Here is a 14545-nt window from a genome sequence, read left to right on the forward strand (position 1 = left end):
CGCCTTCGAAAAAAGTCTTCCTGGCGTGGGCGGACACCATCGCCTGCATGGATTCGGAAGGATCCAAGCAGGGGGATCAACGCCTACGCTTCAAGTGGTCAGGCAGAACCACCGCTATCTAGTATGACACAAAACTAAACTAATCGCGTTCTTTGAGCCAGGAGACCAGGATTGACTCCAGTGAAACCAAATCATCGAGGGGAACCTGCTCATCGGCCTTATGGGCAAGAAGGGGGTCCCCGGCACCCAGGTTGACGGCGGGAATACCCAGGGCGGAGAACCTGGCCACATCGGTCCACCCCAGCTTGGGCCGGGGAGTTGATCCATTGGCCCCGGCAATCAGGTCCGTCAGGGAGCGGGCCCAAGGAGAAGCAAGCCCGGGACGGGCGGCCGGGGATTCGTCGCGCATCTCGATATCGAACCCCTCAAAGACCCCTCCGGTTGCCCGGTGCTCACCGTTGCCCAGTTCGGCCCCCGCAGCGGCACCCATCATCATGGCCTTGGCCTCGGCCAGACTCTTATCGGGCGCGAACCTGTAATTGACGTGAACCCGGCATGAGTCAGGTATGACGTTGGTTCCGGTCCCCCCGCTGATCATTGTGGCGTTGAGGCCTTCCCGGTAGTCCAGTCCATCCACGGTGACGGTCCGGGGCCGGTAGGACTCAAGCCTCGCCAGGATGGGGGCCGCGGCATGGATGGCATTGCTGCCCATCCACGCCCTGGCTGAGTGGGCGGCCACCCCGTGGGTTACCACGTCGAAGCGCATGGTCCCGTTGCATCCCGCTTCGATTCCGCAATTGGTCGGCTCACCGATGATGGCGAAGTCTCCTCGAACCCAGTCGGGGTGGGCGGACACCACCCTGCCCAGGCCATTCTTCTCGGCCGCCACCTCTTCATGGTCATAGAAGACCAGGGTCAGGTCGTAGTCCGGATTGTCGATTGTGGCGGCCAGGTGGAGCATGACCGCATCCGAGGCCTTCATATCTGCGGTGCCCCTCCCCCAGAGCACCCGGGAATCCGGGTGGGCTTCGGCCACGTCGGGTCTGATTTCAGAATCCCCGGGCTCCAGCCACCGCGGAGGCATATTCGCATTGATGGGGACCGTGTCCAGATGCCCGGCCATGACGATCCTGTGGTCCCTACCCAGGTCGGTCCTCGCCACTACCGTGTCTCCCAGCCTGTCGACCCGCCAACCAGGGCAGGTCGCGAGCGCGGACTGGACCGCGTCCGCCAGAGTGCCCTCCTCATCGCTGACCGAGGCCGTGGCCACCATCCGCTCCAGTATCAGGGCCAGGGCCTCTTGCCGAGGCAGGTTTGCGGTGCCGTCCAGGAGCCCCTCCACCTGTGAACCGAACTGGTGGGGTGTCTTATCCTGCGGGATCGTATTCATACGACCATGCTATAGGCAGATGGCTCCGAGGGCGGAATGAACTTCCAAGCCTTGGATGGCCTTTGGTCCGTGGAACATCCTGAACGAACAGGGCGCCCAGGTGGCAGAATAGGTGTGCCCGGTGGCGCAGCCTCTGCCTGCCATCGTCCGCACGACCACGATTTTGGGAGTTGGTGAAAGATAAAGATGCCCGGTCTGCTCAGCGCCATGGAAGGCTTCTTCATCATCGGTGTCGTCATCGCCGTAGGCTACGTGGCGGCTCGTTTCCATATCGGAGGCCCCTCGGCTCAGATGGTGCTGAACAAGTTCTCCTTCTTCGTCTCCACCCCCTGCCTGATGTTCGCCATCCTCTCCAAACAGCGGATCAGCGTCATCTTCCATCCCAGCATCATTGTGGCCTTCTTCTCGGCGGCGGCCGTGGGACTCGTCTTCGTCATCATCAATGCCGTCTCCCTTCATATGGATGCGGCGAACACCACAATCGGAGTCCTGAATTCGCTGTACCTGAACTCCAACAACATCGGCCTGCCGGTTGCCACCTACATCCTGGGCAATCCCACCCTGGTCGCCCCCATCCTGGTCATGCAGCAGGCCATCTTCACCCCCATCAGCCTGACCGTGCTGGACGCGTCGACCACCGGGAGGCTCTCCCTGAAGACCATCGCCAAGCAGCCGTTGAAACAACCAATCCTGATCGGTTCTTTGGGAGGCATCCTGGTCTCGGCCATCAGTGCCGGTGTCGGGCACTACGTCATCCCCGACTTCGTTTTCAAGCCCATCGACATGATCGGCGCCTCGGCCGTCCCCATGATCCTGATGGCCTTCGGTATGTCCCTGCGCGGCTCCAGACCATTCGGCAAGGAAACCAACCGTCGGGCCACTCTGACCGTGGTCATCCTCAAGAACCTGGTCATGCCCCTCATCGCCTTTTTCCTGGCCTGGTTCGTCATGGGCTTCCGCGGTGCCGAGCTCTACGGGTGCGTGGTTCTTGCCGCGTTGCCCACCGGTCAGAACGTCTACAACTACGCGGCCAGGTATAACGTGGGCACCACCTTTGCCCGGGACGGAATCCTGGTCAGCACGGTAACCTCGCCGGTTGTCATCGCCCTGATCGCCATCGTTCTCGGCTAAGACCGACCGGGAGTCCGTAGAGGGTCCTGGACCGGTTCAGTTCCGGGCAGCCAGCCCTTCGAGTCGGCGACGGAAGTTGGGCCAGTCCCGGCCAAAGGCACCCAGGAGGGGACGCGAATCGACCTGGTCGACCGGAACCCAGGCCAATTCAATGCTCTCGTCATCGTTCATATGCGGACTCACCCAATGTCCGGGCCGTTCGAAGGCCAGGATGGTTGTGTACCCCCACGGACCGTGATCCTCACAATGGGAACCGACCACCTGGATATCCTCCGGATGGATATCGGCCTCCTCATAGCTCTCACGCAGGCCACCCTCCAGGGGGTTCTCCCCATCGGATATGGCACCGCCCGGCACACCCCAGGTGCCACCCTCGGCGCTCCACTTGGCTCGGTGCTGAAGGAGGACATCGGTCACCGTACCGGTTTGCTTGTCACGCCTGGCCAGGAGAACACCGGCCGCCCCATTCAGCCCCCAATGCTGCTTTCCGCAGGCACACTTCACCCACCCGTCTCCCGGTTGGTGGACATTCCCCTCGGGTGGGACTACACCGGCCGGATCGGCACAGGTTTCCACCGGCTCCTCGGCCCCGACCAGGACGGGATCCCAGAGGTCGGCCCAGTGCAATCCCAATTCCTCGACCATGGAACGCAGGGTGGGCATGCTCAGCCCCATGACCCCGCTGGGGTCACCCTCGATTCCGGTGATGAAAGCACCCCCAAGGCCCTCCAAGGTAAAGGAACCAGCCACCTCCAAGGGCTCTCTACTGGCGATATAGGCCTCCATGTCGGCCTGGTCATAGTGCCCGAATGAGACCTTGGCCCGGCTGACACCCTGAACCCGACGCCCTGTAGCCACATCAATCAGACAGTGTCCGGTGACCAATGTGCCGGTGCGGCCCCGCATGGCCATGAGCCGCTCCATGGCAATCTCCGGCCTGTGGGGCTTTCCAAGAATTCGCCCGTCCAGGGTGAAAAGCGAGTCGCATCCCAACAGCAGGGGGCCAACCTTGGCCTGTGCCATACCCGACCAGGACCTGACGGCCTGCTGCATGGGTCGAACCTGCGCAGGGCAAGCGGCCTGCCCATCAAGGGGCCGAACCACAACCAGGTCTCCCTGGACCCGATGCTCGGTTTCGACAACCGACTGCAGGGTATGCAGAATCAGATCCGCCTTGCCTGCTGCCAGAACAGAGACCCGGTCCTCTATGGACAGGTCCGTCGCCTTCAATCCCCGCGACCGGGCAGCGTCCTCCAAGGCCCTGGGCTCGTCAAGGTGGGACTTGCGAATCACCGGGCTGATTCCCGCCTTGACCAGGAGCGCCTGGCGGGAAGGGGACTGGGAGGCCAGAATGAAGGGGACGTGTTCCCCGTTGCCTCCGGTTCGTACTGCCGCCATTGGTTTCCGGGTTTCAACTGCCAATCAGGTCACCTTCCTCGTCACTCTCCACCTGGACCCCATTACGGTCCACATCCAATTGCAGAACCTGCCAATGCCCCGATTCGAGCTCACCCTTGGCCAGGGTTTTCAAGTCCTCCGAAGCATCCCCGTAGTGAAGGACGATGACACAGGGACCGGCACCCGAGACCGCCGCGGCATACCCGTGCCGGCGGAAAAGGCCGATCAGATCGGTCGCAGGTGGCATCAGTCCCGCCCGGTAAGGCTGGTGGAGCCGGTCCTGCGTGGCCGCGAACAGGAGCGCGTTGGCCCTGGCAGCGAGATTCCCCTGGCCATCGAATTGACCACTCCCCATGTCGGCCATGCCTGAAGGGTTCAATGCTCCCGGTATCAGGGCGACCCTGGACAGGTTGTGAATGGCATCGGCGTAAGGCACCCGGTCGGGCAGGGCCTGTCGGGCCTTCTGGGTGGACAGTCGGAAGTCGGGCACAAAGACCGTGGCCCTGATGGCAGGGTCAACCTGGTAGCGCAGACTATGGAAACCGGGGGTCAAGGGTGTCCCTCCCGCTATGGGCAGTGACCCCACCCCCTCATCAGTGGTGAGATCGTAGGAGACGGTCAAGCCCCCATAGACCGCCGGCGCCACATTGTCGGGGTGCCCCTCGATCTGTGCAGCCAGATCGAAGACCGCATCCCTGGAGAATCCTCCCGGGTGGGCGAAGGCTGCAGCCGCGCTGATTCCGGCCACGATGGCCTCGGCGCTGGATCCGAGGCCCCTGGCCTGCGGGATTCGATTGCGGGCAGTCATGAGGAAGCCGAACCTGGGTAGGCCAAAAACCTGGCAGGCCTTTCGGAATGCGGAGACGACCAGGTGGGTCTCATCCCTGGGAAGGGTGTCCTCTCCCTCCCCTTCGATGATGACCTTGACACCCGTGTCGGCCGGGTCGTCCGACCGGGTGAAAACGATCTCGTCGTGATAATCCAGCGCCAGGCCCACGGTATCGAATCCCGAACCCAGGTTGGCGCTGGTCGCCGGCACCCGTATCCGGACGGTCCGCGCGCAGGGACGGTCCGCGCCCATCAGAGGGCATCCTGGTCAAAGACACGCAGGACGGATGCCTGACCGGTCACCGAATCGAAGGTGGAAACCTGCTTGACCACTCGGCGCAGGGTCACTTCATCACAGAGGTGGGTGACGACCCTGAGCTGCTGGATCTCCCCGCTGTAGCCCGGATCGTGCATGGTGGGTTTGATGTCCTGGTTGACCCCGTTGATGGATATTCCCTCCCGGGAGAAGACCTGGGCGATGGCAGCCAGGACGCCGGGCTTGTCATGGATGAGGAAACGAACCGCGAAGGCCGCCCGCGAAGCCTCAAGCGGGGCCATGGGAATCCGGGCGTACATGGGAATGATTGGTCCCATCCCCTGCTGGGCTATGTGCCTTGCCTCGGTGACCACATCACCAACCACGGCGGAGGCCGTAGGGGCACCACCGGCACCACGTCCGTAGAGCATCAGGTCGTCGGCCGCCTCCGCGGTGACGAAGACCGCATTGAAGCTGCCCCGGACGGAAGCCAGCGGGTGGGTGTCCGGAATCAGGGCCGGGTAGACCCTGGCGGAGATGCCTTGGTCCGTCCGCTCCGCCACGACAAGAAGTTTGATGACCCGACGCTCGGCCTTGGCCGCAGCGATGTCGTCCGCCGTGATTGACCTGATTCCCTCAACCGGAACGTCATCCATCCTCACATCCCGATGGAAGGCCAATGTGGCCATGATGGCGGCCTTGGCCGCCGCATCCAGACCGTCCACATCGGCCGTGGGATCGGCCTCCGCGAACCCCTTGGCCTGGGCATCGCTCAGCGCCTCCTCGAACTGGAGGCCCTTGGTGGTCATTTCGTCGAGAATGTAGTTGGTGGTTCCATTGACGATTCCCACCAGACTGGTGATCCTGTCGCCCACCAGGGACTCACGCAGAGGACGGACGATGGGAATGGCACCACCAACGGCCGCCTCGAAGTAGATATCCACACCATGGTCCTGGGCGGCCCGGTAGAGTTCCGGCCCGTGCTGGGCAAGAAGGGCCTTGTTGGCCGTGACCACGGAGGCACCGGATTCGATGGCCTTGAGAAGGAGGGTCCTGGCCGGCTCGATGCCGCCAATCAACTCGATGACGATATCGGCCCGGGTGACCAGGCCCTCCGAATCGGTGGTCAGAAGGGAACGGTCGATCCAATCCGCCGTGACCTTGGAGGGATCCAGCACGGCAATGCCGACCAATTCGAGTGGGCGCCCGACCCTTCTGGCCAGGTCATCGCATTCTTCTACCAGCAGGCGTGCCGTCTGCGAGCCTACGGTTCCGGCCCCCAGAAGGGCTATGCGGATGGGTTTATCGGACTCGACTTCGGGCTTCGCGGACATGTGCGCTCCTTAAGCTTGCACCCGAGGCACCGGGTGCTGTGATTCCTCATCCTAAAGAATCAATCCGACACCTGCGGGGATGATTCCACCCCCCGGAATCCACCATCCTGAGCCGCCTCCTGCTGGTCCGGAACGGTCATGAACGGAACCTCAGACCCGAAGCAGATGGTCTTTCTTATCCGACAGGACCACCCTGACCTCATCGACGACGATTTCAAAGAGGGCCACCCTGTCTCGGACCCGCTTGATGTGCTCCATGTATCCCGGCCGCTTCTCCTCAAGGACCGGCGCCACCTCCTCAAGGGTCCGGGAACTGGGCCTGGCCACTCCCTCGCCCCGCACACACTCGATCCGCTCCGCGGGGAGGGTGGTGAAAGCCACCTTGTCGTTCTGCCTGATCTGTTCCACCTTCGCCGATTTCGGATAAGTGACGAAGTAGATGACCTTGTTGACCTTGTCGTAGACGAAACCGATCATCCTCACATCAGGCTGCCCATCGACACTGGTGGCCAGGGCCATGAGCTTTTGCGTGTCCATGATCCTCAGGAACTCCTGGCGAACATCCATGATCGTTCTCCTTGCCTTCCGGCTCGTGTGATTCTAGCCCTGATCCAGTTCGAGCAGGTCGTCCATGGCCTGCCCCCGCAGCATCAGGTGGTCACCAGCCCCGTCCACCGCCACGACCGGCGGTATCAGAACCTGGTTGTAGTTGTTGGCCATGGTCCGCCCGTAGGCCCCGGTCACCGGCACCAGGAGGAGGTCCCCCCGGCGGATGTCCTTGGGCAGGGAAACATCGCGCACGATGATATCGCCCGACTCACAGTGCTTGCCGACCACCCGGGCGCGAATGGTCTCCGAACTGCCCCTCCTATTGGCCAGAACAGCCGTGTAGTCCGCCCCGTAAAGCGCCGGGCGGATATTGTCACTCATGCCGCCATCCACTGACACGTAAGTCCGCACGGTCCCGTCCGAGAGGGGTACAGGCTTGACCGTCCCCACCCGATACAGGGTCATGCCGCTGGGGCCTGCAATCCACCGGCCAGGTTCGAAGGAGATGATGGGCATGGGCATACCAAGCCGGTCGTTTATCCTGCCGATGGCCAGACCCAGGTCGCCAAGAGCACCCGACAGGTCCATCCGATCCTCGTCCGGCAGGTAGGGAACGGAGAAACCGCCACCCAAATCCACCTCGGGCAGCAGGAAACCGTCGGTCTCCCAGAAGGTCCGTCTGAGCAACATCATCCGATTGGCTGCCTGCCCGAAGGCCGAGTCACCGTGAATCTGTGATCCGATGTGGGTATGGATTCCCACCAGTTCCAGGTCGCCTGCATGGGCCTGGATATCCTTCAGAACCCTGATGGCGGGACCGTTGGCCAGAGTATCCAAGGCGGCGGCCAGGACCGGATTGATCGGAGCCCCATCGGCACCTGCTTGGAAAAGGTCGGAGGAGTTCGCGGACAAGACCCCGTTGCCAACCTCCGCTGTTCGGGACATTGATTCCTGCCCGTCGCCGGCGCCAAATCGATCAAGTGGACTGGCATCAGCCCCTGGGGCCAGCATGGGGACGCCGAACTTCTGGTCCTCATGCGATGTGGAGATGTACTCGTGCCCACCGGCATGGACCCCCACCGTGACCCTGAGCATGACCCGGGCCCGCCTGCCCAGGCCATGGGCTATGGCCGCTATACGCTCCGGCTCATCGGCCGCATCGATGACGATCTTCCCATACCCCTCCTCTATGGCAAGGGATATCTCCCGATCGGACTTGTTGTTGCCGTGCAGCACCAGGCGGCGTCCGGGGGCACCGGCTGCCTTGGCAATCAGCATCTCGCCCAGGGTACAGGTATCGATGTTGAGGCCCCTGTCCAGCATGATCCGGACGACTTCCTTGCTCAGGAAGGCCTTGCCTGCGTAGCTGACCTGGGTGGTGGCTGTGGGAAGACTGCGGCTGGCGGTCTCCCTGAAAATCCTGGCCCGGTCGGCCATGAAGGAGGTGTCCATCAGATAGAGCGGGGTGCCGTACCGCTCAGCCAGATCCTCTACCGGGATGCTCCGGACATCCACTGCACCGGCATCATCCCGCCTGACAGCGGACGGCCAGATATCACCCAGGGCCGCCCCCTCTTCTTTCCGTTGACTCACGGCACCCCTCCTTGGCAGCGTGTTCTCCCTGTGGACGTTCGGATCACATCCTGTCCGGCGCGCAGACACCCAGGAGGTCGAGACCGTTGGCAATGACCTGCTGGACCGCATCGTTGAGCCTGAGTCTGGCAGCGGCGCGGGCCGGTTCGGGATTCTTGTCCGTCTGCCGGGCCGGATCATCCGCCCCGGTCAACTCCATGGGAACCACCCGCTCCAGGTTGTACCAGCGATGGTACACACCCGCCAGTTGCTCAAGGTAGTGGGCCACCCGGTGGGGAGCCTTCTGATCGCCGGCGGTCTGCACAACATTTGGATAGAGGGCCAGGGTGGCCAGAACCTCGTTGTCCGCCTCGGTGTCCAGGAGGGACAAATCGGCCTTGGCTGAATCGATGCCCGCATCGGCCGCGTTCCGGTCGACGTTTTTGGACCGGGCGTGGGCGTACTGGACATAATAGACCGGGTTCTCATTGGTATGGGAGGCCAGGAGGTCAAGGTCGATGTCGACGGTCTGGTTGTAGTCGGTACGGGCCAGGGAGTACCGGGCCGCATCCACCCCGACGGCCTCGACCAGGTCATCGATGGTGACCACGTTGCCTGCCCGCTTGCTCATCCGCACGGTCTGACCGTCCTTGAGCACATTGACCAGCTGTCCAATCAGGATCTGCATGTTGACGCCCGGCGTATCGCCGAATGCGGCGCAGATGGCCATCATCCTGCCGATGTAGCCATGATGGTCCGCCCCAAGCATGTAGATGGCCTCATCACAGGGGTCCTTCTCCCGCCGGCGCTTATTCAGATAGTAGGCGATGTCGGCAGCCACATAGGCGGCGTTCCCGTCGGATTTGACGACCACGCGGTCCTTGTCATCGCCATACCTGCTCGACCGGAACCAGGTGGCTCCGTCCTTCTCATAGATGTCATCACGGGTGCGCAGTTCTTCGATGGCCTCCTGAACCTGACCCGACTCATACAGGCTGTTCTCGTGGAACCAGACGTCGAAATCAACGCGGAAGTCCTGCATGGACCTTCGTATCTCGTCGAACATCATCGGAACGGCCCGACTGCGGAAGGCCTCGCGCTGCTCGCTGTCGCCCTCGGCACCGTCCTCATCCCTGACCCGGGGCAGAGCCAGTACATCCAGTCCATCGGCCTTGGCCTGGTCCACCACCCTCTGGGCGATCTCATCGATGTAGGCACCCTTGTATCCATCGGCAGGTACGGGCTCATGATGTGCCGCAGCAACCAGGGAACGGGCGAATCGGTCGATTTGCGTGCCATGGTCGTTGAAGTAATACTCACGTACCACCTTGGCTCCGTTGGCCTCCAGGACCCGGGCCATGGAATCGCCGACCGCAGCCCAGCGGGTTCCACCGATGTGGATGGGGCCGGTGGGATTCGCGGAGACGAATTCCAGGTTCAGGGTCCGACCCTGTAGATGGTTGTTGGCCCCATAGGACCTACCCTCACTGAGAACGGTGTCGACCACAGCGGCGGCCGAAGCCGAGTCCAGACTGATGTTGATGAAACCGGGGCCGGCTACATCCACACCGGAGATTCCGTCGGCCTGGGCCAGGGCCTCAGCCAGGGTCTGCCCCATATCACGGGGGTTCATGCCGGCCTTCTTCGCCAACTGCATGGCGATATTGGTTGACCAGTCCCCGTGGGAACGGTCCTTGGGCCGCATGACGGCCAGGTCTTCGGCGGCAGGGACCATGGAGGCGTCCAGGTCACCCAGGCGGCCCGCCTGGGCCAATTCGACGGCGGTTGAGGAAATGATACGGGCAAGTGCTTCAGGACTCATGACCCCAAGTCTAACGGTCCTGGCGACGAGACGGCTGTCGAACCCGAACCTGACTCAGGCCAGGGCAATCACATCTATCTCGACCAGGGCGCCTTTGGGAATCATATTGTTGCCGAAGGCCACGCGGGCGGGGCGCACGGAGCCGATGAAGACCTGGGAATAGGCCTTATCGACCTCGGTGAAATCCTCAACATTGCGCATGTAGACCGTGGCCTTGACCACCTTTTCCATTCCGGTACCGGCGGCATCGAGTATGCTCTTGATGTTCTTCAGGGCCTGGGCTGCCTGGTCACCGGCCGTGCCCTCCACCAGTTCGCCGGTCTCCGGGTCAATACCGAGCTGTCCGGAAACGAAAACGAACCCGTTCGCACTGACCGCCTGACTATAGGCACCCAAGGCCTGGGGTGCATACGGCGTGCCGATCTCTTCAAGACCCTCGTCCATGAACGTCCTCCTCCTGTGCAGACCCTCCAGCGCCGTCCAGCAGGCGGTCGGGCAGGGGCCAGTGGTCGACCGGGGAATCCCGGACGAATTGCCTCCAACTATAAACCGCCAGCAATCCTGATGCCGAGCAGTGACCATGTATGGGCCCACCGATAAGCCAGCTCGGAGCATTTCATTCAAGGAATAAGAAGGGTCCACGGCAATACCTGAGCCAGACTTGAAAAAAGAAACACGATATAAAGGAAACCGAAATGGAGTGGGCTCGAAGGGATTCGAACCCTCGACCTTCTGTTCCGGAGACAGACGCTCTATCCACTGAGCTACGAACCCGATTACGACCGTCCAAGGACGGACAACAGGAACCATCTTAGGACACCTTGCCGAAAATCGCACCCGGCGTATGGCCAGGTGTCGCACGATACGGCCTTCCCCGCGGTGTGTCAGCGAAGGAAAGCAACGAGAACCGGTACGGCACGCAATGGCAGGACTCCGCAGAATCGTCTCAGACGCGCCGTTGCACCATCCACAATCCCGCGAAGCCACCACCTAACCCCGACTTCTTCCCTCGGGTTGCGTTCCACTGTAGTGATTCCGCCTTCGCTCCTCAAGCGGTCTTCACATTCGTCACCATGCTTCTGGATTGACCCGCCCCACCGCACCTTAAGACCTGAAATGTGAGGAACGTAACAACACGTTTGCCAAATCGTGTATCCTATGAGGTGGGGTTATTACGGATGTTGGGGGTTGGATTTGGCTGCGCAATTGAGCCAAATCCCCTGGTTCCACGCCCATAACGATGGTGAAACCGGAAAAAGGAATACTACAAGTGTCAGTCTCTGTGAAAATACGACAGCTGGCTGCGGTTCTGTCCGTAGCCATGCTCCTGGGTTGCGGGGTGACCGCAACCGTGAAAATGGCCTTTGGCGAAGAAGACGGGGATGGAAGTACCCGAATCGGCACCTCCAACTGTGTGATAGAAAGTTCGACCTACGCAGAGTGCTTCCCCGACCACCGAATGGCAGTACAGGTAGCGGAGGCGGTTCCACGTAAAGGCGTGAAATCCTCAGACATAATGATCCAGGCCGATGTGGATCAGATAACCAAGCTCTCTCTCGACCAAATCTCCAGTCTGGAAGGTATTCAAAGCCTCACCTCCCTCATCGAGCTGAGCATCGATACCGGTGGAGTCTCGGACCTGAGCCCGCTGGACGATCCCGTTCTTAGCCGAAACATCAAGCGTCTGTACATCGAAGAATGCGAAATCACCGATGTTTCGCCTCTACGGAACTACACCAATGCTGACATCATCGACCTGATGTTCAACCGGATTTCCGATATTTCACCTTTGAAGGACCTTCACCCCAAGGAACTGACCGTACTGGAGCAGACCGTATACCTGGACCGCAAGGACATACGCGACAATCCCAATCAGGCCATCAGCATACCCCTTCCGCTTGGGAAAAACGGCGAGCCTGTCGCCGTAAGTGAAATCAACCCGACTGAAGGTATGACACAGACCAACACCGACCTCGTCTGGTCCGCACCGGCAGCCGGTGGCACCCGGTCATTCTCTTTCGGCGAGGCTGCCGACGACAAGAGTTACGAGTTCCAGGGGACCGTGGAGATGGAGGTGGTGACCGCCGAACCCAGACTGGTCACCTTCACCCCTTCCCAGCCGGTAAACCCACAACCCACAACCGGGCGACAGATAGGCCTGGGACTACCCGTGCCAAAGCCGGCCGATCCCGTCTGCCCCGGATACCGTTTCGTGGGTTGGTACACGTCCGCACGAGGGATGGGAGGGGTTCGTTTTAACTTCGAAAAGCCCATCTTGGAAAACACTGCCCTGTATGGGCGGTGGGTCAGCGATACCCCCAACAACGACAATGACGACGAAACCGACATCCCCGGACCAGGCACCCCCGATTCGGACGACGACCAAACGCCGCTCCCCGAACTCGAAAAGATCGTCTGCGAACCCGGAGTCTCGACATACAGCCAGTGCTTCCCCGACCCCGATCTTGCCAAGCAACTGGCATCTTCAATTGAAAAAGAACCCGATGCGGTACTCACCGTGGAGGACGTGGACACGCAGTTCAGGGATATTTCCCTGACCGATGTCTGGGATCTGAACGGCATACAGATCCTGAAGAAGGCTGCGTACATTAATTTGGATTACTCTTATCCGGACCAAAAGTCACCGCGTTCAGGCCAGGTCGCGGTAGATTTGCGTCCTGTAGCTGAGCTGCCTGAAATTTGGTCATTCTGGCTGTCCGGATCGGGGGACGCGGAAACAGAGATGGATCCTCTGGTCACTGATTTCACGCCTCTGTCCAAGCTCAAAAAACTGAGCGAACTCTATATCGACGAGGCCGGTGTGAAAGACCTGAAGGGATTCGAGTCCTTTACAGATATGCCAAGGCTGACGGAAGTGGAGCTGGAAGGTAACCAGATCAGCGACGTCAAGCCACTGGCAGTCCTGAAAGACCTGCCCCGTATGGAGCTTCTTTCTCTCGAGAGCAATCGCATCTTCGATATGTCCCCCCTCAAGGATCTCTCCAAGAGCCCCATTGAGCTCAGTGCCATCAACCAGACAGCCGTCGTACCTCGACATGAGCTACCCGGAGAGGCCATGGCCATTAGTCTTCCTATCCGCCCAGACGGCAAATATGCCGAAACGGATATCGACTCCATAAGTGGCAACGGTTATCACAAGCGCAGCGATTATGCGGTGGTTTGGGACGCACCGGTCGTTGACAGCGTCCATAGCTACGATTTCATGGAAGGCGGGTCCCGCCTCGACTCATGGGAATTCGATGGGACCGTAACGGATCGTCCCCTTGACGACAAATCTTCGGCGCGAGATATATATAAGATCGAATTCGACCTGGGTACCGGGAGCACCTCTCCTGCCCAGATTCCCGACCAACTGGTTTATGCGGGGAATCTGGCGAACAGGGTGCCCGATCCCGTCCGTTTCAAGCACGCCTTCGACGGCTGGTACCTGAACGAGGAACCCCTTACCCCCAGCCGCTCCTCAAGCGGAAACAAATCTGATTCCCCTGGCAACTCGAGCGGAACCCTCATTGATTCCGGCAACGCTTTGGCCAGGAACCTCGCCGAACCGGGAGACATCCTGATCAGGAACCTCCTTGTTTCTGGCGGCAGCGACGACAAGAGTCCGACCGACTCCGACACCACAACGGGTGAGGGGCCCAGTGACTCAGACAGCACCGCGGAGGAGGACCCGTTCGATTTCGACAACACGAGGATCAACAGAGACATCGTCCTGACCGCCCGGTGGACCCCGCTCTACACCATGACCTTCGACAGTCAGGGCGGCAGCGCCGTGCCTTCCCAGACCGTCCGCGACGGCGAAACGGTCGATGAACCGACAGATCCGACCCGGGCCGGCCATACCTTCCTAGGCTGGTTCACCGAAGCGGAGGACGGCGAATCCGCGGACTTCACCCAACCGCTGAGGCAGGACACCACCGTGTACGCACACTGGCGTTTGGACCCGACCCCCGCGAATCTCATCACTCCCGGAAACCCTGGTGATTACAATCCCGGCACGGCAGCACCAGGCTCCCTGTCCGGCATACTGGCATCCACAGGTTCCGATTTCCTGGGGTTGGTGTTTGCCGCACTGATCGTAGCGCTGTGCGGCCTTGTCTGCCAGGCCCACCTTCGGTCACGCAGGAGTTCGATGCCGCGCTAGTCGCTGCTCCGAGCTCGCTCTGAAGAGTCCCAAGGCATCAGATCGCTGCCTTGGCAATGAACCCGGTCCCCCGGTTACCACCCGCAGGGACCGGGTTCCC

Annotated in this window: 10 protein-coding genes and 1 tRNA gene; 2 read left to right on the forward strand and 9 right to left on the reverse strand. The window is 61.1% G+C overall.

The window, feature by feature from the left end; translation table 11 throughout:
- Positions 1–139: 139 nt before the first annotated feature.
- The gene (dapE, locus tag BINDI_RS06030) at positions 140–1390 is read right to left on the reverse strand and encodes a succinyl-diaminopimelate desuccinylase (RefSeq protein WP_081830827.1); all 1251 of its coding nucleotides are present in this window, start codon (positions 1388–1390) and stop codon (positions 140–142) included.
- A gap of 186 nt (positions 1391–1576) precedes the next feature.
- Between dapE and BINDI_RS06035 the strand changes: the two genes are divergently transcribed.
- Complete coding sequence (locus tag BINDI_RS06035) at positions 1577–2521, forward strand: AEC family transporter (RefSeq protein ID WP_033490733.1); 945 nt, start codon at positions 1577–1579, stop codon at positions 2519–2521.
- A 36-nt stretch (positions 2522–2557) separates the two neighbouring features.
- On the opposite strand, the gene BINDI_RS06040 is transcribed toward BINDI_RS06035, so the two are convergent.
- The 8 genes from BINDI_RS06040 to BINDI_RS06075 form a co-directional block, all read right to left on the reverse strand.
- Positions 2558–3919 carry a Maf family nucleotide pyrophosphatase gene (locus tag BINDI_RS06040; protein ID WP_052108869.1) on the reverse strand — a complete coding sequence of 454 codons (1362 nt, stop codon included), beginning with the start codon at positions 3917–3919 and terminating at the stop codon, positions 2558–2560.
- Between the two features lie 13 nt (positions 3920–3932).
- Positions 3933–5000 carry a homoserine kinase gene (locus BINDI_RS06045; protein ID WP_033490735.1) on the reverse strand — a complete coding sequence of 356 codons (1068 nt, stop codon included), beginning with the start codon at positions 4998–5000 and terminating at the stop codon, positions 3933–3935.
- Positions 5000–6337 carry a homoserine dehydrogenase gene (locus BINDI_RS06050; RefSeq protein ID WP_033490736.1) on the reverse strand — a complete coding sequence of 446 codons (1338 nt, stop codon included), beginning with the start codon at positions 6335–6337 and terminating at the stop codon, positions 5000–5002. Before BINDI_RS06050 ends, BINDI_RS06045 begins: the two co-directional genes overlap by 1 nt.
- A 150-nt stretch (positions 6338–6487) precedes the next feature.
- Complete coding sequence (locus tag BINDI_RS06055) at positions 6488–6904, reverse strand: pyridoxamine 5'-phosphate oxidase family protein (protein ID WP_033490738.1); 417 nt, start codon at positions 6902–6904, stop codon at positions 6488–6490.
- Between the two features lie 33 nt (positions 6905–6937).
- Positions 6938–8479, reverse strand: coding sequence for a diaminopimelate decarboxylase family protein (locus BINDI_RS06060; protein ID WP_437123900.1), 1542 nt, complete (start codon positions 8477–8479; stop codon positions 6938–6940).
- Between the two features lie 43 nt (positions 8480–8522).
- A complete protein-coding gene (gene argS / locus BINDI_RS06065; protein ID WP_033490739.1) occupies positions 8523–10280 on the reverse strand; it encodes an arginine--tRNA ligase in 1758 nt (585 codons plus the stop codon).
- 54 nt (positions 10281–10334) lie between these two features.
- Complete coding sequence (locus tag BINDI_RS06070; RefSeq protein ID WP_033490741.1) at positions 10335–10724, reverse strand: Rid family detoxifying hydrolase; 390 nt, start codon at positions 10722–10724, stop codon at positions 10335–10337.
- A gap of 257 nt (positions 10725–10981) precedes the next feature.
- Positions 10982–11054, reverse strand: a tRNA-Arg gene (locus BINDI_RS06075).
- 496 nt (positions 11055–11550) lie between these two features.
- Between BINDI_RS06075 and BINDI_RS06080 the strand changes: the two genes are divergently transcribed.
- Complete coding sequence (locus BINDI_RS06080) at positions 11551–14445, forward strand: InlB B-repeat-containing protein (RefSeq protein WP_033490743.1); 2895 nt, start codon at positions 11551–11553, stop codon at positions 14443–14445.
- The last annotated feature ends 100 nt before the right edge of the window (positions 14446–14545 follow it).

The organism is Bifidobacterium [indicum] DSM 20214 = LMG 11587, assembly GCF_000706765.1.
Lineage (GTDB): Bacteria > Actinomycetota > Actinomycetes > Actinomycetales > Bifidobacteriaceae > Bombiscardovia > Bombiscardovia coryneformis.